The organism is Phytomonospora sp. NPDC050363 (genome assembly GCF_040655735.1).
In the GTDB taxonomy this organism is placed as follows: Bacteria; Actinomycetota; Actinomycetes; order Mycobacteriales; family Micromonosporaceae; genus Phytomonospora.
This window is the reverse complement of the sequence record NZ_JBFAKK010000010.1, coordinates 215409-237210: the sequence shown is the minus strand read 5'-3', so window position 1 is coordinate 237210 and position 21802 is coordinate 215409. Positions and strand designations below refer to the sequence as shown.

Genomic DNA, 21802 nt, shown 5'->3' with positions numbered 1-21802 from the left:
CTTCCCGGTCGGAGGAACGCGCGAATCCCGGCGTCAAGCCGCCGGTGAGGACCTGGCGGGCTCGGTGATCTCCATCTGGGGGACGTTGGCCAGGACCAGCCAGGCGGGCAGGACGGCCAGGCAGAGCAACGGCAGGAGCCCGACGTCACCGACGACGGTGGCTGCCATGAAGATGCTCAGCCAGCCCAGCCGGGAGACGGCCATGGTGAGTCCGAGGATGGCGCAGCCGACCGCGAGCGCCGCGGGAACGCGCGGGAACACGGCCGTGACGAGGAGGCCGAGAGCCACACCGGTGAACACGACCGGAAAGATACGGCCGCCGCGGAAGCCGCTGGTCCCGGCGACCACGAGCGCGGCCAACTTGACGACGATGATCAGCGCGAGGCCTCCGACGGTATATGCGCCCGCGTCGGAGGCGAGTTCGCGCATTTCGGACAGGCCCTTGAAGAGCGTGATCTTCCCGCCCAACATGCCGAGCAGGCCCAGGACGACGCCTCCGGCGGTGATGATGAGGACGGGATGCCGCAACGTGTGGAAGAGCCGGTGCGCGGGCCGAAACGCCAGGCACGCCAGCAATCCCAGAGCCGCCGCGGCCAGCGAGACCAGTGGCGCCGAGATCAGGTCGAGGGCGTGCAGACCCGGATAGGGGGCGAGGTCGACGGTGAAGTCGGGCCCCTCCAGCAGCTGCAGGGTCAGCGCGCCCGACCCGGCCGCGAGCAGCGGGGCGAACAGGCGATCCCATAGCGGCTTGCCCGGCTCGCCCATGGCCGCCTCGGTGAGGGTGAGCGCGGCCGCGACCGGCGTGCCGAACATCGCGCCGATCGTTCCGGCGACGGCCATGCCCACCCAGGAGGCGGCACCCGGGCCGGGCAAGGCCCGCATGCCGAGGAAGACCGCGAGGGCGACGTTCGTCTCGACGATCGGGTTCTCCGGGCCGAGACTGACGCCACCGGCGAGACCGAGTACGAGGGTGATCAGGAGGCCGGGGACCACCGAAGGGGGCAGCGGGGCGCCGACCAGGGACATCGTCGCGGGGTCCGGGCCGGCGCCGCCTGGCAACTTCCAGACGACGAGCCCCACCGCGAGGCCGGTGGCCGTGAGCACCGCGAGGATCCACCACGGTCCGTCGCCGTCGATGGAAAGCCTATCGGGAAGGCTCGTCCACACGAGGTGCTCGAGCAGTTCGGCGAGTTCCGACGCGGCGATGAGCATCAGCGCGCAGCCGACGCCCACGGCGAGCGCCAGGGGCGACACGCGAAGCAGTGCGCGCACGTCGGTGCGGCCCATGAGGGTCTCCCTTAGCCGAAGGTCGCGGCCGGGAGAGAGCCCGGCGGCGCCATCACGGCGATCCCCTGCGGCCTCCCGATGGCGAAAGCGGGTGCGGTCACGGTTGCGACCGACGGCAGCGTGGGGACCACCGCGATGTTCGGGACCGGACTGATCGCGATACCGATGGCGGCCGGGAGCGGGCCGGCGGCTGCGTCGAGCATCCGTTCGCCCCCTCCTCGATCCTGTGGCACAAGTCGACCATATCCGCGAGTGCCCCCGAAGTGGCGTGTTTCGCCTGATATCGACCGTGCATCCGGAAGGGATCGATTTCCATGCTTATCGACCGGTTGCGGGCCTAGGCTGGGGCCAGCCGGTGGACCGGCCGGCGGGGCGTCGGCGAGGCCGCGGGCGGAGAGGAGAACCCGTGGGTTTCATCGTCCAGCTCCTGCTGACCGCCGGTGCTCTATGGCTGTCGACGGTCATCGTCCCGGACATCGACGTCACCGGGAGTGGGGCCTTCGCCAACTTCATGACGCTGCTGGTGGTCGCACTGATCTTCGGTGTGGTCAACGCGCTGATCAAACCGATCGTGCAGATCCTCGGCTGCGCCTTCTACGTGCTCACCCTCGGCCTGTTCGCCTTCGTGGTGAACGCGCTGATGTTCTGGCTGACCGGCTGGCTCGCCGATCAGATCAACCTGCCCTTCCACGTCGGCGGCTTCTGGGCCGCCTTCTGGGGCGCGATCATCGTGACGCTGGTCAGCTGGATCGTGGGGGCCTTCCTCCCGCGCAAGGCGACGACCGCCGCCGACTAGGGCGTGTCCTAGGTCTTCACAAGAGTTCGGAGGGGTCGACCTGGACGCGTACCGGGTCGGCCGTCTTCTTCGTGCTGCGCACGCCGGAGGCGCCGTGCAGGGCCGCGGCGAGTTCGCCGCCGTGGGTCCTCGGCGCGCGCAGGAGCAGGCGTTCGGTGCGGTCGTCGACCGGCACGGGTCCGAGTTCCTCGGTGCCCGGCGGGAGTGTCGCGTAGCGGAGCAGGTCTTCGAGGGCCTCGGGCGGGCCGGTGAGCGAGGCCATGCGGGCGATGGGCGGGAAGCGCAGCGCGGCCCGCTCGGCGAGTTCGCGGGCGGCGAACCACGCGGGGTCCCAGCGCAGCAGCGCCTGCACGACCGCGAGTCCGCCGTCGGCCACGACCACGACCTGGCCGCCGTCTCGCGCCGGGCGGGCCAGGGCGGCGGCGGCCATCCAGCGCCGCAGGGTCTCCTCCCCTGCTCGCAGGTCGGCGCGGGTCAGCAGCGCCCACGCGTCGAGCAGGAGAACGGCGCCGTAGCCACCCTCGACGACCGGTTCGGCGCCCGGGGTGGCGACGACGAGCGACGCGCCTGGTGCGACGGTGTCGAGGATCCGGTCACCGCCGGAGGTGCGCACCGGGACGTCCGGAAAGGCACGGCCGAGTTCGTCGGCGGTCCGCGCGGCCCCGATCACGGCGGCCCGCAGGCGCGTGCCGCCGCAGGTCGGGCAGCGGAACTCCGGGACCTGGCGACCGCACCAGCGGCACTGCGGGGGTGCCGAGGCCGAGTGCAGGGCGAGAGGGCCCGAGCAGTGCGGGCAGCGGGCCCGCGAGCGGCATTCCTGGCAGGAGACGACCGGGATGTAGCCGCGCCGGGGTGCCTGGATGAGCACGGGCCGGTCGGCGGCGAGCGCGTCGCGGGCGGCGTTCCAGGTGGTCGTGGGAAGGCGCGCCGCGGCGGCCTGCGGGTCGTGGGCGAGTTGGGCGTCGTCGCCGACGGGCACGATGTGCGGGGCCCGTTCACGCAGGGTCTCGCGGGGGGCCGTGAGGGTCTTGGCCCAGCCTGTGTCGAGGAGCAGCTGGTCCTCGGTGGTGCGGGTGAATCCGCCGAGCAGGACGGCGGTGTCGGCGAGCTGCGCGCGGGTGAGCAGGACGGTTCGCGCGTGCGGGTAGGGGGCGCGGGGTTCGGAGTGCGAATCGTCGCCGGCGTCCCACATGGCGACCAGGCCGAGGTCGGCGACGGGCGCGAAGGCGGCGGCCCTGGTGCCCGCGACGACGCGGACGGCTCCCCGGGAGGCGGCCAGGAAGGCGCGGTAGCGCTTCGCGGGGCCGAGGGCCGCCGAGAGCGTCACGTGGCGGTCCTCGCCGAGCACGGCGGTGAGGGCGCGGTCGAGCAGGTCGAGGTCACGCTGGTCGGGTACGACGAGGACGACGCCCTTGCCCGCCGCGGCCGTGGTCGCGGCGACCTCGGCCAGCCGGCGGGGCCAGTCCTCGCCGGGGAGGGCGTTCCAGACCGCCCGCGGACTGTGGCCACCGGCCAATGACCGCAGGAAGGCCGCACCGGGCTCGTAGTCGCCCCAGGCGGGTGCCTCGGGGGCGGTGATCGGGGGCGCGGGTTCGCGCGGGGGCTCGGCCTCGACCTTCGCCTGGCGTGGCGGTACGGCCAGGCGCAGGACGTCGGAGAGGTTCCCGGCGAAGCGGTCGGCGACGGCCCGGGCGAGGCGCAGGATCTCGGGGGTGACGACGCGTTCGGCGGACACGACCTTGGCCAGGTCGGCGAGACGTCCGCCGAAGTCGGTGCCGCGGGCGAGTTCGACGACGAAGCCGGAGAGGGCCTGCCCGGCGAAGCGGACCTTCACCCGGCAGCCGGGACGGACCTGTTCGGCGAGGTCCGGCGGCACGCGGTAGTCGAAGAGGCGGTCGAGATGGGGCAGCGGGCTGTCGACGCAGACCCGCGCCACCCGTGTCCCGCCCGTGTCCTCATCCACGGTGCGGTTCTACCAGAGAGGTCCGACAGCGCCGTCCGTGGGACTCGCGCCGGAAGCCTTCACGAGCGCGGGCGTCAGCGGTTGCGCGGGTGGTTGCGGCCGGTGCGTTCGTTGCCGCGCTTGTAGTTGCCGGTCCAGCGGGCCATGACCTCCTGCGGGTCGCCGGCCTCGACCTCGTCGAGGAACTTGGCCGCGCGCGGTCCGCGCAGCGTCGCCGCCTCGCGTCCGTGGTGGGAGATGTAGACGCTGCCGTTGGGGCGCTTTTGATAGTGGAAACCTTCGGGTGCCGGCATGCATGAGATCTCAGCAGACCGGGCGGTCGGCGGCAATCGGATATAGGGGAAGCATGGCCGAAGGAAGGCCCGGTGGGCGCGTGACGCGCCCGCCGGGCCCTGCGTGTCGTACCGGTCCGGCTACGCTCCCGCGATCGAGCGCAGCGCCTCGGCGCGGTCGGTGCGCTCCCACGTGAACTCGGGCAGTTCGCGGCCGAAGTGACCGTAGGCGGCGGTGGCGCGGTAGATCGGGCGCAGCAGCTGGAGGTCGCGGATGATCGCGGCCGGGCGCAGGTCGAAGACCTGGCGGACGGCGTCCTCGATGCGCTCCAGGGGGACGGTCTCGGTGCCGAAGGTGTCGACGTAGAGGCTCACCGGGTGCGCCTTGCCGATGGCGTAGGCGACCTGCGTCTCGCAGCGTTCGGCCAGGCCCGCGGCGACGACGTTCTTGGCGACCCAGCGCATCGCGTAGGCGGCCGAACGGTCCACCTTGGACGGGTCCTTGCCGGAGAAGGCTCCGCCGCCGTGGCGCGCGTAGCCGCCGTAGGTGTCCACGATGATCTTGCGGCCGGTCAGGCCGGCGTCGCCCATCGGGCCGCCGATCTCGAAGCGGCCGGTCGGGTTGACCAGGAGCTTGTAGTCCGAGACGTCGATGTCGAGGCTCTCGACCTCCTTGGCGATGACGTGCTCGGCGATGTCGGGCGTCATCAGCGACTCCAGCGAGATGTCCGGCGCGTGCTGGCTGGACACCACGACGGTGTCGAGCCGGACGGGACGGTGGCCCTCGTAGGCGATCGTGACCTGCGTCTTGCCGTCGGGACGCAGGTACGGGACGGTGCCGTCCTTGCGGACCTGGGTCAGCTGACGCGACAGACGGTGGGCCAGCGCGATCGGCAGCGGCATCAGCTCGGGCGTCTCCTGGCAGGCGAAGCCGAACATCATGCCCTGGTCGCCGGCGCCCTGGAAGTCCAGGTCGTCACCGGAGGCACCACTGCGGTGCTCGACGGCCTTGTCGACGCCCTGGGCGATATCGGGCGACTGCGAGCCGATGGAGATGCTCACGCCGCAGGACGCGCCGTCGAAGCCCTTCTTCGACGAGTCGTAACCGATCCGCAGGATCGTCTCGCGCACAATCGTCGGGATGTCGGCGTAGGCCTCGGTGGTCACCTCGCCGGCGACGTGCACCTGGCCGGTGGTGATGAGCGTCTCGACCGCCACCCGGCTGGCCGGATCCTGTTCGAGGAGGGCGTCGAGCACCCCGTCGCTGATCTGGTCGGCGATCTTGTCCGGGTGGCCCTCGGTGACAGACTCCGAGGTGAAAAGGCGTGCCACGGCGCTCCTTAGGGTTTCAAAAATGTCGCAAACGAAGTCTAATCCGACGCGCGGCCGCCCCCTTGCGGCGCTACGCCGGGTGGTGAGACCGGCGTAGTAGGTCTGACGCTACGCCGGTCGGCTACAGTCCGGGGCGATCGGCTTGCCCAGGGCGGCGTCGAGCACCGCGTCGGCGACCCGGTCCTTGCTCATCGAGGGCAGTGCGGCCAGCACTCCCGCGGGCGTGATCAGCGTGACGGCGTTGTCGTCGACGGCGAAACCCTTCCCGTCGCCGACGGTGTTGAGCACCGAGAGGTCGGCCTTCTTGCGGACGAGCTTCGCCGTGGCGTACTCCAGGGCGGTCTTCGCTCCCGCGGTCTCCGCGGCGAAGGTCACCAGGATCTGCCCGGGAGGCTTGCCCGCGCCCAACTCGGCGGCGATGTCGGGGTTCTCGGTCAGCTCCAGCGTCGGGGCGGGCTCGCCCGGCGCCTTCTTGATCTTTCCCGGCGCGTAGTCGGCCGGACGGAAGTCGGCGGGCGCGGCCGCCATCACGACGATGTCGGCGCTCCCCGCGGCGGCCAGGACCTCCTCGCGCAACTGCGCGGTGGTCTCGACGCGGAGGATCTTCGCTCCGGCCGGGTCGGGCAGCGCGACGTTCGCCGAGACGAGGGTGACCTCGGCGCCGCGCGCGAGAGCGGCGCGGGCGATGGCGTAGCCCTGCTTACCTGAGGAGCGGTTGCCGATGAATCGCACCGGGTCGATCGGCTCGCGGGTACCGCCGGCGGTGACCACGACGTGCTTGCCGGTCAGGTCGGGCCCGTCCGCGCGGTCGAGGAGCCGGACGGCGACGGCGAAGATCTCCGCCGGATCGGGAAGGCGGCCCGGGCCCGTGTCGGCGCCGGTGAGGCGCCCCACAGCGGGGTCGAGGACGATCGCGCCGCGCGAGCGCAGGGTCGCGACGTTGTCGACGGTCGCCGGATGCTGCCACATCTCGGTGTGCATCGCCGGCGAGAACAGCACCGGGCACCGAGCGGTGAGCAGTGTGTTCGTGAGGAGGTCGTCGGCGAGGCCGTGCGCGGCCTTAGCGAGGATGTTCGCGGTCGCCGGGACGATGACCACGAGGTCGGCGTTCTTGCCGATGCGCACGTGGGGGACCTCGTGGACGCGGTCCCAGACCTCCGTGGCCACCGGCTGCCCCGACAGCGCCTCCCAGGTGGGGGCGCCGACGAAGCGCAGAGCGGCCTCGGTGGGCACCACGCGTACGTGGTGCCCCGACTCGGTGAACAGCCGAAGCAGCTCACAGGCCTTGTAGGCGGCGATCCCGCCGCCTACACCGAAGACGATGTTCCGGGGCCGCGACGGCGCCTTAGACGTCGGCACCGTCGGTGCGCTCGGTGATCAGCAGGTCCTGGTCGATCTCGCGGAGCGAGATCGACAGTGCCTTCTCCTGCGGGGTGGTCTCCACGAGGGGGCCGACGTACTCGAGCAGGCCCTCGCCGAGCTGGCTGTAGTACGCGTTGATCTGCCGCGCGCGCTTGGCCGCGAAGATCACGAGCTGGTACTTCGACGGTGTCTTGTCCAGCAGGTCGTCGATCGGCGGGTTGGTGATGCCGATGGGGTTCGCGATGGTTCCGGACACGTTTGATCAGCCTCGAATTTCCGCTGCGGTACGCCACATTGTGACCAACGTGGCGCGTATGTCAGCCAACGTGGTTGCCGTTGGCCACGGGAGCCCTGGTGGGCGAACCGAGCAAGCTTACCAACTCGGCCGTGGCCTGTTCCACCGAGACGTTGACGATGGTGTGATCGAACTCCGCCTCAGCTGCCAGTTCTTCCTTCGCGGCGGCCAGTCGGCGCTCGATCGTCTCGCGGTCCTCGGTGCCGCGTCCGGTGAGCCGGCGGACCAGCTCCTCCCAGCTCGGCGGAGCGAGGAAGACCAGTTGCGCCTCCGGCATCGCGATCCGGATCTGCCGCGCGCCCTGGAGGTCTGCCTCCAGCACGACGGGAAGTCCGGACGCGAGCTGATGCTCCACCGGTTTGCGGGGCGTCCCGTACAGGTTGCCCGCGTAGTTGGCCCATTCGAGGAACTCGCCACTGGAAACGGCGGCTTCGAATTCGGCCCTCTCGTAGAAGTGATAGTGGACTCCGTCAACCTCACCGGGACGGGGTTTACGGGTCGTGGCACTAACGGAATGCCACACCCATGGGTACCGCTCGCGGATGAGGGCTTTCACGCTGCCCTTGCCGACGCCTGACGGTCCCGAAAGGACCGTCAGGCGTGCCGCCGTCGGGCGGTGTTCGTCAAAGCTCACGGATCGTTTCTACCGGATGCCTAGGCTTCGGCTTGTCCGAACTCGGCAAGAAGCGCCCTGCGCTGGTGCTCACCGAGGCCACGAAGGCGACGGCTCTCGGCGATCTTGAGCTTTTCCATGAGCTGCGCGGCCCGGACCTTGCCGATACCGGGGAGCGCCTCCAGTACAGCCGACACCTTCATCTTGCCGACGATGTCGTCTTCGATCTTGCCGAAGACGTCCGACAGCGTGGTGGTGCCCTGCTTGAGTTGGTCCTTCAGCTCTGCGCGAGCCTTGCGGGCGGCAGCGGCCTTCTCCAGCGCGGCTGCGCGCTGCTCGGGGCTAAGCGACGGGAGCGGCACGAGGTCTCCTTGGGTTGACTTGTCATCCGGATCCGTGGGTTCACACTCTCACGTCCCGGACCGGGCAGGTTGTTTACCCAGCGCCGGAAACCTAGCGGTCGCAAAGGGGTTCCCGCAATCCGGGGTGGCCTCCGACAGGCCGAAAGACTGCCCGGACTCACCGTCGCAGTGCCGTGCGGCACTCGTCAAGGGTCCTCTGGGCAGCCTCTTTGATCGCCGCCGGACTCGGTCCCTGCCGGGCGATTTCGCGGGAATAGGACGGAATTGCCGCCACCGCCGCGCGTCCCAGAACACGTTTGAGGTCGGCCGGTTTGCCACCTTGCGCACCCATGCCCGGGACCAGAATCGGTCCATTGATCTTCATCAAATCGTGAGCGGAGTCACTCTGTGGTGTCGCGTGAGTGATTCCGTGTGTGTGCTCCCGCACAGCGGTGATCGACGCGGAGTTCTCCGCGCAGGCGCCCTTGACGGTGGCTCCGATGACGGCTCCGATCGAGCCCAGGGGCTCGGCGTCCTCATTGAGGCTCGCGATATCGTCCACAATGGACTGAGCCACGGTGCGGCCGTCGGAGCGCCGCGCCCGCTGCACCGAGGCGCCCTCGGGATTGGACGTCAGGGCGAGCACGAACACGCCGCGGTTGTGCGCTTCGGCGAGATCGAACATGGGGGTGAGGGAGCCGAAGCCGAGAAACGGACTCGCGGTCACCGCGTCGCACGACAGCGGGCTCGCCGGGTCGAGATAGGCCTGCGCGTAGGCCGACATGGTCGAGCCGATGTCGCCGCGCTTGGCGTCGACGATCACCAGGACGCCCGCGGAGCGCAAGTCGGAGATCACCTTCTCCAGGACCGCGATGCCCTTGGAGCCGAAGCGCTCGAAGAACGCCGACTGCGGCTTGGCGAAGGCGGCCGTCTCGGCGATCGCCTCCACCATGGTCCGGCAGAAGCGCTCAAGGCTCGCGACGTCGTCGGAAAGCCCCCAGTGCCGCAGCAGACCCGCGTGCGGGTCGATGCCGACGCACAGGGGCCCGCGTTTGGCGAGCGCGTTGTGGGCCTTGGCCCCGAAAGTCTTGTCAACCACTGGGTCTACTCCTTCAAAGTCGTTTGCGCGCGTCCAGCGCGATCTGCCGGGGCAGGGAGGGGCCTTGGTAGATGAATCCGGTGTAGAGCTGCACCAGACTCGCGCCGGCGTCGAACATCCGCGCCGCGGCGTCGGGCGTGTCGATCCCGCCGACGCCGATGATCGGCAGCTTCCCGCCGGTCTCACGGTGGGCGAAGGCGACAACGGCTCGTGCTCTGGCACCTAGTGGACGCCCGGACAGCCCGCCGGGTTCCACGCCGCGGGGGCGGTCGGATTCGGTGAGTCCGTCGCGTGACAGGGTGGTGTTGGTGGCGATGAGTCCGTCGACACCGACGTCGGCGCACACGTCGAGGACCTCCGCGACCGCCGACTCGGTCAGGTCGGGGGCGATCTTGACCAGCAGCGGCTTCACCTTGTCCGGCGCGCCGGGCGAGGTCTCCGCCAGTCGGGCGCCCTCCTCGCGCAGCGCCGCCAGAAGGGTGCGCAGCTGCTCCTTGTCCTGGAGGCTGCGCAGGCCCGGGGTGTTGGGCGAGGAGACGTTGACGGCGAAGTAGTCACCGAACTCGTAGAGGACCCGCAGCGAGGCCAGGTAGTCGCCGACGGCGTCTTCCAGGGGCGTCACCTTCGACTTGCCGAGGCTGATGCCCAGTGGGACCGGCAGGGGCTCCAGGTCGGCGAGCCTGGCGCCGAGGGAGATGGCCCCTCGGTTGTTGAAGCCCATCCGGTTGATGAGGGCCTCGCTGTCGCGCAGACGGTAGAGGCGGGGCCGCGGGTTTCCCGGCTGCGGGCGCCAGGTGACCGTGCCGACCTCGATGAAGCCGAAGCCCAGGGCGGGCCACGCGTGCAGGGCCCGTCCGTCCTTGTCCATGCCGGCGGCCAGGCCGACGGGGTTGGGGAACTTCAGCCCGAAGACCTCGGTGGGACGCGCGCGGGCGTTGAAGGACAGCAGCGTCTCCCGCAGCCTCGGCCGCCTTGCGACCTGCGAGAGCGCCCACATGGTGCGCTCGTGGGCGTCCTCGGGGTCGGGTCCGCCGAACTTGAACAGCAACGGCCTGAGCACCTGGCGGTAGAACACGGGTGTCCTCCTCATGGGTGGCCCGGCGCCCCGCGGCAATGCGCGGGACGCTCGGGCGTCGTGTCCCCGGCCGTCAGGCCGCCGGGGCATCGCCGTTCCCCTCGGCACCGGCGCGCAGCGCCGCGTGCAGCTTCTGCAGGGGCCGTACCGTCAGGTCGCCGCGGATCATCGCCTCGATGCCCATGACGGCGGCGGCGGCGCCCTGGATCGTGGTGATGCAGGGCGTGTCGGAGGTGACCGCGGCCGAGCGGATCTCGTAACCGTCGGTCCGCGGGCCCGCCGAGTTCGTCGGCGTGCTGATGACCAGGGAGAACTCCCCCGCCGAGATGAGCTCCACCGGGTCGGGCAGGGCCTGCTCGGCGACGGTGTCGGAGTGTCGCCGGACGGGCCGGAAGTCGATCCCGTGGCGGCGCAGCACCTCGCCGGTGCCGGTCGTGGCGTAGACGGTGAACCCGAGGTCGACGAGGCGCTTGACCGGGAAGACGACCGCGCGCTTGTCGCGGTCGGCCACCGACACGAAGACGTTGCCGCCGGTCGGGACGTGCCCGTACGTGGCGGCCTGCGCCTTGGCGAAAGCGTGCCCGAAGGCGGTGTCGATGCCCATGACCTCACCGGTCGACTTCATCTCGGGGCCGAGCAGCGCGTCGACTCCCTTGCCCTCAACGGTACGGAACCGCTTGAAGGGAAGCACGGCCTCCTTGACCGCGATCGGCGCGTGCGGGGGCAGGGCGCCGCCGTCGCCGGTGGGCGGGAGCAGGCCCTCGGTGCGCAACCGGGCGATCGTCGCGCCGAGCATGATCCGCGCGGCGGCCTTGGCGACCTGCACGCCCGTCGCCTTCGACACGAAGGGCACGGTGCGGCTGGCACGCGGGTTGGCCTCCAGCACGTACAGGGTGTCGTCCTTGAGCGCGTACTGGACGTTGAGCAGGCCGCGCACGCCGATGCCCTTGGCGAGCGTCTCGGTGTGGCTGCGGATGGCCCGCATGACCGAGGCGCCCAGGGTGATGGGCGGCAGGGCGCAGGAGGAGTCGCCGCTGTGCACGCCGGCCTCCTCGATGTGCTCCATGACGCCGCCGAGGAAGACCTCGTCGCCGTCGCAGAGCGCGTCGACGTCGATCTCGACGGCGTCGTCGAGGAAGCGGTCGACGAGGACCGGGTGCTCCGGGGAGATGTCGGTGGCCCGGGTGATGTAGGCGCGCAGCGCGTCGTCGTCGTAGACGATCTCCATGCCGCGCCCGCCGAGCACGTAGGACGGGCGGACCAGGACCGGGTAGCCGATCTCGTCGGCGATCTCCTTGGCCTCCGGGAAGGACGTGGCCGTCCCGTACTTCGGCGCGGGGAGGCCGCTGTCGGTCAGCAGGCGCCCGAAGGCGCCGCGGTCCTCGGCGAGGTGGATCGACTCCGGGCTGGTGCCCACGATGGGCACACCGGCGTCCTTGAGGCGCTTGGCCAGGCCCAGCGGGGTCTGCCCGCCGAGTTGGACGACGACGCCGACGACGCCGGGCCCGCCGGCGGCACGGCCCGAGGAGTCCTCGGCGTGGACGACCTCGAGGACGTCCTCGAAGGTCAGCGGCTCGAAGTAGAGGCGGTCGGCGGTGTCGTAGTCGGTCGAGACCGTCTCCGGGTTGCAGTTGACCATGACCGTCTCGTACCCGGCGTCGCGCAGTGCCATGACGGCGTGCACGCAGGAGTAGTCGAACTCGATGCCCTGGCCGATCCGGTTGGGCCCGGACCCGAGGATGAGCACCTTCGGGCGGTCGCTCGGCGACACCTCGGTCTCGTCCTCGTAGGTCGAGTAGTGGTACGGGGTGTTCGCGGCGAACTCGGCGGCGCAGGTGTCGACCGTCTTGTACACCGGGCGCAGGCCAAGGCGGTGGCGGAGGCGACGTACGCCGTCCTCACCGGCGAACTCCGGGCGCAGCGCGGCGAGCTGGACGTCGGAGAAGCCGGCCCGCTTCGCGCGGCGCAGCAGCGACTCGTCGAGGACGGCCGCGGCGGCGATCTCGTCGCGCTGCCCGAGCAGGGCGGCCAGCTCGTCGATGAACCACGGGTCGATGCTCGATGCCTCGCAGACCTCGGCGACGCTCGCGCCCAGGCGCAGGGCGCGTTCGGCGGTGTAGAGGCGCCCGTCGTGCGGGATGCGCAGCGCCGCCAGGGAGTTCTCCCTGGTCGCGCCCTCCGGGTCCGGCTTGGTCCACAGGCCGGGGGTGCCGGTCTCGGCCGAGCGCATCGCCTTCTGCAGCGACTCGCCGAAGGTGCGGCCGAGCGCCATGGCCTCGCCGACGGACTTCATCGTCGTGGTCAGCAGCGGGTCGGCGCCGGGGAACTTCTCGAAGGCGAAGCGCGGGATCTTCACCACGACGTAGTCCAGGGTCGGCTCGAAGGCCGCCGGGGTCGCCTTGGTGATGTCGTTGGGGATCTCGTCGAGGGTGTAGCCGATGGCCAGCTTCGCGGCGATCTTGGCGATCGGGAAGCCGGTGGCCTTGCTGGCCAGGGCCGAGGAGCGCGAGACGCGCGGGTTCATCTCGATGACGACGATGCGGCCGTCGGCGGGGTCGACGGCGAACTGGATGTTGCAGCCGCCGGTGTCGACGCCGACCTCGCGCAGCACCGCGATGCCCAGGTCGCGCATGTTCTGGAACTCGCGGTCGGTGAGCGTCATCGACGGCGCGACGGTCACCGAGTCACCGGTGTGCACGCCCATCGCGTCGATGTTCTCGATGGAGCAGACGACCACGACGTTGTCGTTGCGGTCGCGCATGAGCTCGAGCTCGAACTCCTTCCAGCCGAGCACGCTCTCCTCGATGAGGACCTCGGTGGTGGGGCTCTCGGCGAGACCGGAGCCGGCGATGCGCTCCAGGTCCTGCTCGGTGTGGGCCATGCCCGAGCCGAGGCCGCCCATGGTGAAGCTGGGGCGGATGACCACGGGGAGGCCGAGTTCGGCGACGGTCGCGCGGACCTCGTCCATGGAGTGGCAGACCGCGCTGCGCGGGACCTCGCCGCCGGCGCGGCGGACAACCTCCTTGAACAGCTGGCGGTCCTCACCGCGGCGGATCGCGTCGATGTCGGCGCCGATCAGCTCGACGCCGTACTTGGCCAGCGCGCCCGACTCGTACAGGGCGACGGCGGTGTTCAGCGCGGTCTGGCCGCCCAGGGTCGCCAGGATCGCATCGGGGCGCTCGGCGGCGATGACCTGCTCGACGAACTCCGGCGTGATCGGCTCGACGTAGGTCGCGTCGGCGAACTCCGGGTCGGTCATGATCGTCGCCGGGTTGGAGTTGACCAGGCTGACCCGCAGGCCCTCCTCGCGCAGGACGCGGCAGGCCTGGGTGCCGGAGTAGTCGAACTCGCAGGCCTGGCCGATGACGATCGGGCCGGAGCCGATGACGAGGACGTGCTTGATGTCGGTGCGCTTAGGCATTGGCCGGCTCCTGCTCCGCGAGTTCAACGAGCCGGTCGAACAGGTAGTCCGCGTCGCGCGGGCCGGCCGCCGCCTCCGGGTGGTACTGGACGGAGAAGGCGAGGACCTTCCCGTCGGGGTCGGAAAGTCGAAGCCCTTCGACGACGTCGTCGTTGAGGCAGATGTGGCTGACCTCGGCCGTCCCGTAGGGGGTGGCGAAGGTCGTGCCTGATTCGGGGGCCTTCACAGCGAAGCCGTGGTTGTGCGCGGTGACCTCGACCTTGCCGGTGGCGCGGTCGAGCACGGGCTGGTTGATCCCGCGGTGGCCGTAGCGGAGCTTGAAGGTGCCCAGGCCGAGCGCGCGGCCGAGGACCTGGTTGCCGAAGCAGATGCCGAAGATCGGCACACCGCGCTCCAGCAGGCCCTTGGTGAGCGCCAGGTCGGCCGTCGCCGGGTCGCCGGGGCCGTTGGAGAGGAACACCGCGTCGGGCTCGACCGCGAGGACGTCGTCGATGCCGGCGTCGGCGGGGAGCACGTGCGTCTCGATGCCGCGCTCGGCCATCCGGCGGGGGGTGTTGCGCTTGATGCCGAAGTCGATGGCGGCGACCGTGAGCCTCTTGTCCCCGACGGCCTCGACCACATAGGACTGTCGCGTTGAGACGTCGGCGAGCAGGTTCGCGCCCGACATCTGCGGCGCGCCGGTCACCTTGCGCAGCAGGGCTTCGACGTCGGTGTCCACACTGGAGATACCGGCGCGCATGGCCCCGCGTTCGCGGAGGTGGCGGGTCAGCGCGCGGGTGTCGACACCGCAGATCCCGACGATTCCCTGGTTGGCCAGTTCGTCCTCAAGGGACCGTTTCGCCCGCCAGTTGGAGGCGGTCCGGGACGGTTGGCGCACGACAAATCCGGCGACCCAGATGCGGGAGGACTCGTCGTCCTCGTCGTTGACCCCGGTGTTGCCGATGTGCGGGGCGGTCATGGTGACGATCTGCCGGTGGTACGAGGGGTCGGTCAGCGTCTCCTGGTAGCCGGTCATGCCGGTGGAGAACACCGCCTCCCCCAGGGTTTCGCCGACGGCTCCGTAGGCCTCGCCGTGGAACGTGCGCCCGTCTTCGAGCACCAGGACGGCCGGGGCCCTCCTGGTCGTGGAGAGTCCGGTCATTTCGTCGCCTTTCCTTCGAGTACCGTCGCTTCCCCGCGCAGGAAGGTCGCCCGCACCGTCGCGGGGAGCGTCATCTGCGCGTAGGGGGTGTTGCGGCTGCGGCTGGCCAGTTCGTTCGGGACGACCGTCCAGTTCGCGGCGGGGTCGACAAGGGTGAGGTTGGCCGGGACGCCGGGGGCCGGGTCGAGGCCGTGGCCTTCGAGGCCGGCGATGCGAGCCGGGCGGCGGGACATGCGCTCGGCGAGGCCGTCCCAGTCGAGCAGGCCCGGCTCGACCATGGTCTTGACCACGATCGACAGCGCCGTCTGGAGGCCGAGCATGCCCGGGCGGGCCGCGGCCCACTCGCACTCCTTGTCCTCGGCGGTGTGGGGGGCGTGGTCGGTGGCGACGATGTCGATGACGCCGTCGGCGAGCGCGGCGCGCAGGGCCTCGATGTCGGCGTTCGTGCGCAGGGGCGGGTTGACCTTGTTGACCGGGTCGTAGCTGGTGGCACGCTCGTCGGTGAGGAGCAGGTGGTGCGGGCAGACCTCGGCGGTGACGCGCCATTCCTTGGTCTTCGCCCAGCGCAGGATCTCCACCGAGCCGGCCGTGGAGACGTGGCAGACGTGCAGGCGGGAGCCGACGTGGCCGGTGAGCAGGCAGTCGCGGGCGATGATCGCCTCTTCGGCCACGGCGGGCCAGCCGGCGAGGCCGAGCTGGGCGGAGTAGTCGCCCTCGTGCATCTGGGCGCCCTGGGTGAGGCGGGGCTCCTCGGCGTGCTGGGCGATGATCCCGTCGAAGGCCTTGACGTACTCCAGTGCGCGGCGCATGAGCTTGGGGTCGGCGACGCAGAAGCCGTCGTCGGAGAAGATCCGCACGCGGGCGGCGGAGTCGGCCATGGCGCCCAGTTCCGCGAGCTGCTCGCCGGCGAGGCCGACGGTGACGGCGCCGATGGGCTGGACGTCGACGAGGCCGGCGTCGCGGCCGAGGCGCCAGACCTGCTCGACGACTCCGGCGGTGTCGGCGACCGGGGAGGTGTTGGCCATGGCGCACACGGCGGTGTAGCCGCCGAGGGCGGCGGCGCGACTGCCGGTGAGGACGGTCTCGGCGTCCTCGCGGCCGGGTTCGCGCAGGTGGGTGTGCAGGTCGACGAGGCCGGGGAGGGCGATGAGCCCTTCGGCTTCGAGAACCTCGGCCCCTTCGGGGGCGGTGAGGCCGGCGCCGACGGCGGTGATGACACCGTTCTCGACGGCGATGTCGGCGGTCTGGCGGCCGAGCACGGACGCGTTCTTGATCAGCCAGTCGTTGTTCACTCGGCCGTTCCCTTCTCTCCCGACAGCAGCAGATACAGGGCCGCCATCCGTACCAGTACTCCGTTGGCGACCTGCTCGACGATGGCCGAGCGGGGTGAGTCGGCGACCTCGGGCGCGATCTCCATGCCGCGCACCATGGGGCCGGGGTGCATGACCAGTCCGTGCTCGGGCAGCATCGCCGCGCGGCGGACGTCGAGTCCGTACCGGCGCGAGTACTCCCGCACGGAGGGGAAGAAAGAGTCGGTCATGCGTTCACGTTGCACCCGCAGCATCATGACGACGTCGGTTTTGGGCAACATCTCGTCGAAGTCGTAGGAGACCTTCGCCGGCCAGGACTCGACGCCGACCGGCAGCAGCGTCGGAGGGGCGACGAGGGTGACCTCGGCGCCGAGGGTGCGCAGAAGCAGGACGTTCGAGCGGGCGACGCGGCTGTGCAGGACATCGCCGACGATGGCGACGCGCAGCCCTTCGAGGCGGCCCATCCGCTCACGCATCGTGTAGGCGTCGAGGAGTGCCTGGGTGGGGTGCTCGTGGGTGCCGTCGCCGGCGTTGAGGACACTGCCGTCGACCCACTGGGCGAGCCGGTGCGGCGCGCCGGATGCGGGGTGGCGGATGACGACGGCGTCGGCGCCCATCGCCTGCAGGGTCCAGGCGGTGTCCTTGAGGCTCTCGCCCTTGGAGACGCTGGATCCCTTCGCGGAGAAGTTGACGACGTCGGCGGACAGGCGCTTGGCGGCGGCCTCGAAGGACACGCGGGTGCGGGTGGAGTCCTCGTAGAAGAGGTTGACCACGGTCCGGCCGCGCAGGGTGGGGAGCTTCTTGACCTCCCTGCCGGACAGGGCCGCGCCGAGCTGGCGGGCGGTGTCGAGCAGGAGCGTCGCGGTGTCCCGGTCGAGGTCGGCGGCCGAGAGGAGATGGGTGATCACTTGTCACCTCCGTTGAGGGGGTTCTTCTGCTCTCCGCCGGAGAGGAGGACGGCGTCGCGGTCGTCGATCTCGCGCAGCAGGACGCTGACCTTCTCGCTCTGCGAGGTGGGGATGTTCTTGCCGACGTAGTCAGCGCGGATCGGCAGTTCGCGGTGGCCGCGGTCGACGAGGACGGCGAGCTGGACCTGGAGGGGCCGGCCGACGTCGTAGAGCGCGTTGAGGGCGGCCCGGACGGTGCGCCCGGAGTAGAGGACGTCGTCGACGAGGATGACGCGGCGGCCGTCGATGCCGCCGGAGGGCACCGAGGTCGGGCCGAGCGGGCGGGCGCCGCGCATGCGGAGGTCGTCGCGATAGAGGGTGACGTCGAGTGCGCCGTGCGGGACTTCGACGCCCTCGAAAGAGCGGATGCGCTCGGCGAGTCGTACGGAGAGTGGTACACCGCGGGTGGGAATTCCGAGCAGCGTCACCTCACGGGCGCCGCGGGTTTTTTCCAGTATCTGATGCGCGATTCGGTCGAGCACTCGGCCGATATCGGCGTCGGACAGCAATTCTCGGGATGGTTCGGGCGTGTTCTGGACACGGTCCGCCATTCCGACCTCCCTTCTCCGCCTCACGGGACGGGTCTTTAAAGGTGATCGCCGCGGAGCCTATCAGCGCGCTGGTCACCGGGCATCCGCGGACCAGATGACCTGCGCCACTTGACCGGGGTACCCCCACCCGCCTAACCTCACTCTCCGTAGTGAAAACTGGGGTCCCCCCAACCTCGACAAGACTGGAGTCCTAGTCAATGCCGTCTGAGTACGCCAAGAGTCTCGGCAACCGCCTCCGCCAGATCCGGCAGCAACAGGGCCTGTCGCTTCAGGGTGTGGAGGAGAAGTCGGCCGGCAAGTGGAAGGCGGTCGTCATCGGCTCGTACGAGCGCGGGGACCGTGCGGTCACCGTCGCCCGACTGGCCGAGCTGGCCGCTTTCTACCGGGTGCCCGTCTCGGAGCTCCTCCCCGAGGGCACGCCCATGAAGTTCGAGCCCGCCGGGAAGATCATTCTCGACCTTGAGGCGCTCTATGAGCACCCCGCCGACGAGGTCGCGCCCATCGCCCGGTACGCGCGAGCGATTCAGCAGCAGCGTGGCGACTACAACGGCCGGATGCTCTCGATCCGCGCCGACGACCTCTCCGCCCTCGCCATTGTTTACGACACCACGCCCTCCGGCCTGGTGGAGCGGCTGACCGAGCTGGGTGTGCTGATCAGCGACCCGCACGAGTTCCTCAACCGCGAGAACTAAGCCCCACAGCGACGTGAAGAGCGGGCCCCACGGCAGGGGGCCCGCTCTTTATATATGTACGCGTTGCGGCCCTAGGCCTGGTTCCCGGCGAGGTGGTTGAGCACGCCGTTGATGAAGCCGGGCGAGTCGTCGGAGCACAAGATCTCGGCGAGCTTGACGGCCTCACTGATCACGACGGGGATGTCCACGTCGACCTGGTGGCGCAGCTCGTAGACGGCGACGCGCAGGATGTTGCGGTCGACGGCGGGCATGCGGGCCAGGGTCCAGCCGTGGGCGGCGCCGGCGATCTCGAAGTCGATCTCCTTGCGGTACATCGACACGCCCTCGACGAGGACGGTGGTGTACTCGGGGATCGTCGGCATCTCCTTGTCCCGCTCGCCGAGGTCGCGGCGATCGTCGAGCACCCGGGTGAAGGGCAGGTCGCGCTGCTCGGCCTCGTAGAGGACGTCGACGGCGCGCTTGCGCGCCTTGCGCCGCGCGGGGAACGACGAGAAGGACGAGGGCTTGCGGTCGGCGGGGGTCCGCTCCTGCTCAGGCACGGCCGAGGTAGCTGCCGTCACGGGTGTCGACCTTGATCTTCTCGCCGGTGGTGACGAACAGCGGCACGGCCACCTCGGCACCGGTCTCGACGGTCGCGGGCTTCGTGCCGGCCGAGGAGCGGTCGCCCTGCAGGCCCGGCTCGGTGTAGGTGACCTCGAGGACGACGGAGGTCGGCAGCTCGACGTAGAGCGGAACGCCCTCGTGCATGCCGATGGTGGCCTCGGACTCGGGGAGCAGGTACTTCGCGCCGTCGCCGATGGTCTCCTTCGAGACCGGGATCTGGTCGAAGGTGTCGGTGTCCATGAAGATGAAGTCGTCGCCGTCGACGTAGAGGAACTGGTAGGTCCGCTTGTCCACCGTCGCGGTGTCGACCTTGACGCCGGCGTTGAAGGTCTTGTCGACGACCTTCCCGGACAGCACGTGCTTGAGCGTGGTCCGCACGAAGGCACCGCCCTTACCGGGCTTGACGTGCTGGAACTTCACGACGGTCCACAGACCGCCGTCGAGGTTGAGCACCAGGCCGTTCTTGAGATCGTTCGTGGAAGCCATGCTCGCGGGTGTCTCTTTCAGTTGAGAAGCTACGGACCGACAGGCAAGTGTACCGACCTGCCCGAGGGCCCCACGCGCTGGCGTTGTCATCATCGTCGGATGACCCACACGAACGTGTACACCGCCGGGACCGAACTCTTCGCCGAACTCGGCCGGGTGAGCGCGGCCGCGCAGGAGCTGTTCGCGAGCGCCGGAATCCACCTGCCCGACGACGACCCGGAGGCGACCCTGCGGCACGCGTCGGCGGTGCTGGCCGCCGGTACTCCCCCGGTCGGGTTCGCCGCCCTGACCCTTGTCGACGGCGGCGTGCACCTGGAGGAGCTGGCCGTCGACCCCGCCTTCGGGCGCCGGGGTGTGGGGTCGGCGCTGCTTGAGGGGGTGTGCGACTACGCGCGGGAGAAGGGGTCGGCGGCGGTCACACTGACGACTTTTCGTGACGTCGCCTTCAACGGACCCTTCTACGCCTCCCGGGGCTGGCGGGAGTGGCCTCGCGAGGAATGGGGGCCGCAGATGCGCGAGCAGTGGGCCGCCGAGGAGGCCGCCGGGATCTTCGTGGCGCCGCGGATCGCGATGCGCCGGTCGCTGTGACCGCCGACGGGTGTGACGTGCGGCTCTGGCGCCGCTTGGGTAGCGTGCGCAGCGTGCGCCACCTGTGGAACACCCGACGCGAGCGGACCTTCGACCTCATCTTCGTCGGGGTGCTGTGGGCGCTGGTCGTCTTCTTCACCCTGATGTCGCCCGATGTGCCCGACACGTCGAGCCTCGGTTTCTGGAGCTGCCTGCTGCTCCACCTCGCCGTCGTGACCGCGCTGCTGTGGCGCCGGGCCCACCCGATCGCCGTCGGTGTGGTCGTCGCGGTGTTCACCGCCGCCCTGTGCCTGTCGATGTACACCGTTCCCGGCTGGCTGCTCGACGCGACGGGCAGGCCCGAGGACGTGTGGCTCTCGCTGGCCACTCCCATCGCGGCCTACGCGGTGATGATGTTCTCCGACCACCGCGTCGCATCCTGGCTGGTGGTCGCGAGCATGCTCGTCGTGCTCGCCCGGCCCTGGGACACCAACGTCTCCCTGATCACCGCGGCCCTGCTGTTCACCGTCCTGCCGGCCACCATCGGCCTGCGCCGCAGTGTCCAGCGCCGCCTCATCGACTCCCTCGCCGAACGCGCCGAACAGGCTGAGCGCGAGCAGCACCTGCTGGCCGAGGCGGCCCTCGCCGAGGAGCGCACGCGGCTGGCGGGCGAGGTCCACGACGTTGTCGGCCACCGCGTCGTGCTGATGATCCTGCACGCCGAGGCGCTGCGGCGCGGCTCCGCCGACGAGCGCACCCGCGAGGCCGCCGAGACGCTCGGCGAGGCGGGCCGGCAGGCCCTCGGGGAGATGCGCGAACTCGTCGGCGTCCTGCGCGGCGAACCGCTGCGCGAAGGGCAGGCGCCGCCCGGTCTCGACGAACTCGGCGAGCTGGCCGAGGAGGCGGCCGCGGTCGGCTTCCCGGTGCGGCTGGTCGAGGAGGGCGAGCGGCCCGCGACCTCGGCGGTGATCGGCCGGACGGTGCACCGGATCGTGCGGGAGGCGCTGACGAACGTGCGCAAGCACGCGCCGGGTGCGGCGGCGACGGTGTCGGTGCGCTACGAGGCCGAACAGGTGCGGGTCTCGGTGCGCAACAAGGCCGCATCACGCCTGCCGGGAGAGCTCGCCGGCAGCGGTTCGGGCAGCGGGCTGCTGGGCCTGCGGCAGCGAGCCGAGCTGGTCGGCGGGACCCTGCGCGCCGGGCCGGTCACCGGCGGGGGCTTCCTCGTGGAGGCCGAACTACCGGTGTACGTGGCGGTCGCCGAGGACCGCTAGGGCGCGCGGGCCGGTGAGCACGGGCGCTCTCGGCAGGCTCGTCGCGGTCGACTCCACAAGGTCAAGGCACATGAGCATGCCGCGAGCGGACTCACGCCGAGTCGACGCCGCCCGTCGAAGCCGTGACGATCCTGCCGGTCACCCGCCGGTGGACCGCCTCGATCACGCACCGGATCACTGTTTGACTGGCTTCGGTGACCTTGGCGCCGTGCGACTCACCAGAGCTGTGGCGGGGGGCTCTGGTGTCTCCGCACGGTCCTCGGGATCGCTTCGACCGGATCCATGCCCCGACCCATCCCCGGGAAACCTCTCAAAGGAGAACCCCTGTGGCAATATTCCAGCGCGTGTCGGACCGGCTGCTCGACAAACTGCTGA

Annotated in this window: 22 protein-coding genes; 4 read left to right on the top strand and 18 right to left on the bottom strand. The window is 70.5% G+C overall.

Annotated features, from left to right (window positions below; genetic code table 11):
• Positions 1–33: 33 nt before the first annotated feature.
• Complete coding sequence (locus tag AB0I28_RS26355) at positions 34–1287, bottom strand: ion channel protein (RefSeq protein ID WP_357497629.1); 1254 nt, start codon at positions 1285–1287, stop codon at positions 34–36.
• 11 nt (positions 1288–1298) lie between these two features.
• Complete coding sequence (locus tag AB0I28_RS26350; protein WP_357497627.1) at positions 1299–1490, bottom strand: hypothetical protein; 192 nt, start codon at positions 1488–1490, stop codon at positions 1299–1301.
• Between the two features lie 203 nt (positions 1491–1693).
• Here AB0I28_RS26350 and AB0I28_RS26345 point away from each other — a divergent pair, with 203 nt between their 5' ends.
• Positions 1694–2083, top strand: coding sequence for a phage holin family protein (locus AB0I28_RS26345; RefSeq protein WP_357497625.1), 390 nt, complete (start codon positions 1694–1696; stop codon positions 2081–2083).
• A gap of 16 nt (positions 2084–2099) precedes the next feature.
• Here AB0I28_RS26345 and AB0I28_RS26340 read toward each other — a convergent pair whose 3' ends face one another.
• The 14 genes from AB0I28_RS26340 to pyrR all read right to left on the bottom strand — a co-directional run bounded on the left by AB0I28_RS26340 (position 2100) and on the right by pyrR (position 17805).
• Entirely contained in the window at positions 2100–4046 is a 1947-nt protein-coding gene (locus AB0I28_RS26340; protein WP_357497623.1) for a primosomal protein N', read from the bottom strand.
• 74 nt (positions 4047–4120) lie between these two features.
• Positions 4121–4339, bottom strand: coding sequence for a hypothetical protein (locus tag AB0I28_RS26335; protein ID WP_357497621.1), 219 nt, complete (start codon positions 4337–4339; stop codon positions 4121–4123).
• 120 nt (positions 4340–4459) lie between these two features.
• Positions 4460–5650, bottom strand: coding sequence for a methionine adenosyltransferase (metK, locus tag AB0I28_RS26330; RefSeq protein ID WP_357497619.1), 1191 nt, complete (start codon positions 5648–5650; stop codon positions 4460–4462).
• A gap of 108 nt (positions 5651–5758) precedes the next feature.
• Positions 5759–7009 (bottom strand): bifunctional phosphopantothenoylcysteine decarboxylase/phosphopantothenate--cysteine ligase CoaBC, encoded by a 1251-nt coding sequence (gene coaBC, locus AB0I28_RS26325; RefSeq protein ID WP_357497618.1) that lies wholly within the window; start codon positions 7007–7009, stop codon positions 5759–5761.
• Positions 6996–7268: a DNA-directed RNA polymerase subunit omega gene (gene rpoZ / locus AB0I28_RS26320; protein WP_357497616.1), complete on the bottom strand. Its 273-nt coding sequence runs from the start codon at positions 7266–7268 to the stop codon at positions 6996–6998. The genes coaBC and rpoZ overlap by 14 nt, the downstream gene beginning before the upstream one ends.
• A 61-nt stretch (positions 7269–7329) precedes the next feature.
• Positions 7330–7941, bottom strand: a complete 612-nt coding sequence (gmk, locus tag AB0I28_RS26315) for a guanylate kinase (protein ID WP_357497614.1) — start codon at positions 7939–7941, stop codon at positions 7330–7332.
• 20 nt (positions 7942–7961) lie between these two features.
• Positions 7962–8282, bottom strand: coding sequence for an integration host factor, actinobacterial type (mihF, locus tag AB0I28_RS26310; RefSeq protein WP_184792543.1), 321 nt, complete (start codon positions 8280–8282; stop codon positions 7962–7964).
• A 157-nt stretch (positions 8283–8439) separates the two neighbouring features.
• Positions 8440–9360 (bottom strand): orotidine-5'-phosphate decarboxylase, encoded by a 921-nt coding sequence (gene pyrF, locus AB0I28_RS26305; protein WP_357497611.1) that lies wholly within the window; start codon positions 9358–9360, stop codon positions 8440–8442.
• 13 nt (positions 9361–9373) lie between these two features.
• The gene (locus AB0I28_RS26300; RefSeq protein ID WP_357497609.1) at positions 9374–10435 is read right to left on the bottom strand and encodes a quinone-dependent dihydroorotate dehydrogenase; all 1062 of its coding nucleotides are present in this window, start codon (positions 10433–10435) and stop codon (positions 9374–9376) included.
• 73 nt (positions 10436–10508) lie between these two features.
• Positions 10509–13856, bottom strand: a complete 3348-nt coding sequence (carB, locus tag AB0I28_RS26295; protein WP_357497607.1) for a carbamoyl-phosphate synthase large subunit — start codon at positions 13854–13856, stop codon at positions 10509–10511.
• The gene (gene carA / locus AB0I28_RS26290; protein WP_357497605.1) at positions 13849–14997 is read right to left on the bottom strand and encodes a glutamine-hydrolyzing carbamoyl-phosphate synthase small subunit; all 1149 of its coding nucleotides are present in this window, start codon (positions 14995–14997) and stop codon (positions 13849–13851) included. The genes carB and carA overlap by 8 nt, the downstream gene beginning before the upstream one ends.
• Positions 14994–16289, bottom strand: a complete 1296-nt coding sequence (locus tag AB0I28_RS26285) for a dihydroorotase (RefSeq protein WP_357497603.1) — start codon at positions 16287–16289, stop codon at positions 14994–14996. Before AB0I28_RS26285 ends, carA begins: the two co-directional genes overlap by 4 nt.
• Entirely contained in the window at positions 16286–17215 is a 930-nt protein-coding gene (locus AB0I28_RS26280; RefSeq protein ID WP_357497601.1) for an aspartate carbamoyltransferase catalytic subunit, read from the bottom strand. The genes AB0I28_RS26285 and AB0I28_RS26280 overlap by 4 nt, the downstream gene beginning before the upstream one ends.
• Positions 17212–17805, bottom strand: a complete 594-nt coding sequence (pyrR, locus tag AB0I28_RS26275) for a bifunctional pyr operon transcriptional regulator/uracil phosphoribosyltransferase PyrR (RefSeq protein ID WP_357497599.1) — start codon at positions 17803–17805, stop codon at positions 17212–17214. Before pyrR ends, AB0I28_RS26280 begins: the two co-directional genes overlap by 4 nt.
• A gap of 197 nt (positions 17806–18002) precedes the next feature.
• Between pyrR and AB0I28_RS26270 the strand changes: the two genes are divergently transcribed.
• Complete coding sequence (locus AB0I28_RS26270) at positions 18003–18497, top strand: transcriptional regulator (protein ID WP_184792549.1); 495 nt, start codon at positions 18003–18005, stop codon at positions 18495–18497.
• A gap of 71 nt (positions 18498–18568) precedes the next feature.
• Here AB0I28_RS26270 and nusB read toward each other — a convergent pair whose 3' ends face one another.
• The gene (gene nusB / locus AB0I28_RS26265) at positions 18569–19036 is read right to left on the bottom strand and encodes a transcription antitermination factor NusB (protein ID WP_357497786.1); all 468 of its coding nucleotides are present in this window, start codon (positions 19034–19036) and stop codon (positions 18569–18571) included.
• Positions 19029–19586, bottom strand: coding sequence for an elongation factor P (gene efp / locus AB0I28_RS26260; protein ID WP_357497596.1), 558 nt, complete (start codon positions 19584–19586; stop codon positions 19029–19031). The genes nusB and efp overlap by 8 nt, the downstream gene beginning before the upstream one ends.
• 99 nt (positions 19587–19685) lie before the next feature.
• Here efp and AB0I28_RS26255 point away from each other — a divergent pair, with 99 nt between their 5' ends.
• Positions 19686–20174, top strand: a complete 489-nt coding sequence (locus AB0I28_RS26255; RefSeq protein ID WP_357497594.1) for a GNAT family N-acetyltransferase — start codon at positions 19686–19688, stop codon at positions 20172–20174.
• Between the two features lie 53 nt (positions 20175–20227).
• Positions 20228–21427 (top strand): histidine kinase, encoded by a 1200-nt coding sequence (locus tag AB0I28_RS26250; protein WP_357497592.1) that lies wholly within the window; start codon positions 20228–20230, stop codon positions 21425–21427.
• Positions 21428–21802: the final 375 nt, after the last annotated feature.

What these genes read in the sequence shown, in the direction of transcription:
- AB0I28_RS26270 (WP_184792549.1), top strand. Translation starts at nt 18,003, where the DNA reads ATGCCGTCTGAGTACGCCAAGAGTCTCGGCAACCGCCTCCGCCAGATC.
- pyrR (WP_357497599.1), bottom strand. Translation starts at nt 17,805, where the DNA reads ATGGCGGACCGTGTCCAGAACACGCCCGAACCATCCCGAGAATTGCTG.
- carA (WP_357497605.1), bottom strand. Translation starts at nt 14,997, where the DNA reads ATGACCGGACTCTCCACGACCAGGAGGGCCCCGGCCGTCCTGGTGCTC.
- AB0I28_RS26350 (WP_357497627.1), bottom strand. Translation starts at nt 1,490, where the DNA reads ATGCTCGACGCAGCCGCCGGCCCGCTCCCGGCCGCCATCGGTATCGCG.
- efp (WP_357497596.1), bottom strand. Translation starts at nt 19,586, where the DNA reads ATGGCTTCCACGAACGATCTCAAGAACGGCCTGGTGCTCAACCTCGAC.
- AB0I28_RS26335 (WP_357497621.1), bottom strand. Translation starts at nt 4,339, where the DNA reads ATGCCGGCACCCGAAGGTTTCCACTATCAAAAGCGCCCCAACGGCAGC.
- AB0I28_RS26355 (WP_357497629.1), bottom strand. Translation starts at nt 1,287, where the DNA reads ATGGGCCGCACCGACGTGCGCGCACTGCTTCGCGTGTCGCCCCTGGCG.
- AB0I28_RS26255 (WP_357497594.1), top strand. Translation starts at nt 19,686, where the DNA reads ATGACCCACACGAACGTGTACACCGCCGGGACCGAACTCTTCGCCGAA.
- carB (WP_357497607.1), bottom strand. Translation starts at nt 13,856, where the DNA reads ATGCCTAAGCGCACCGACATCAAGCACGTCCTCGTCATCGGCTCCGGC.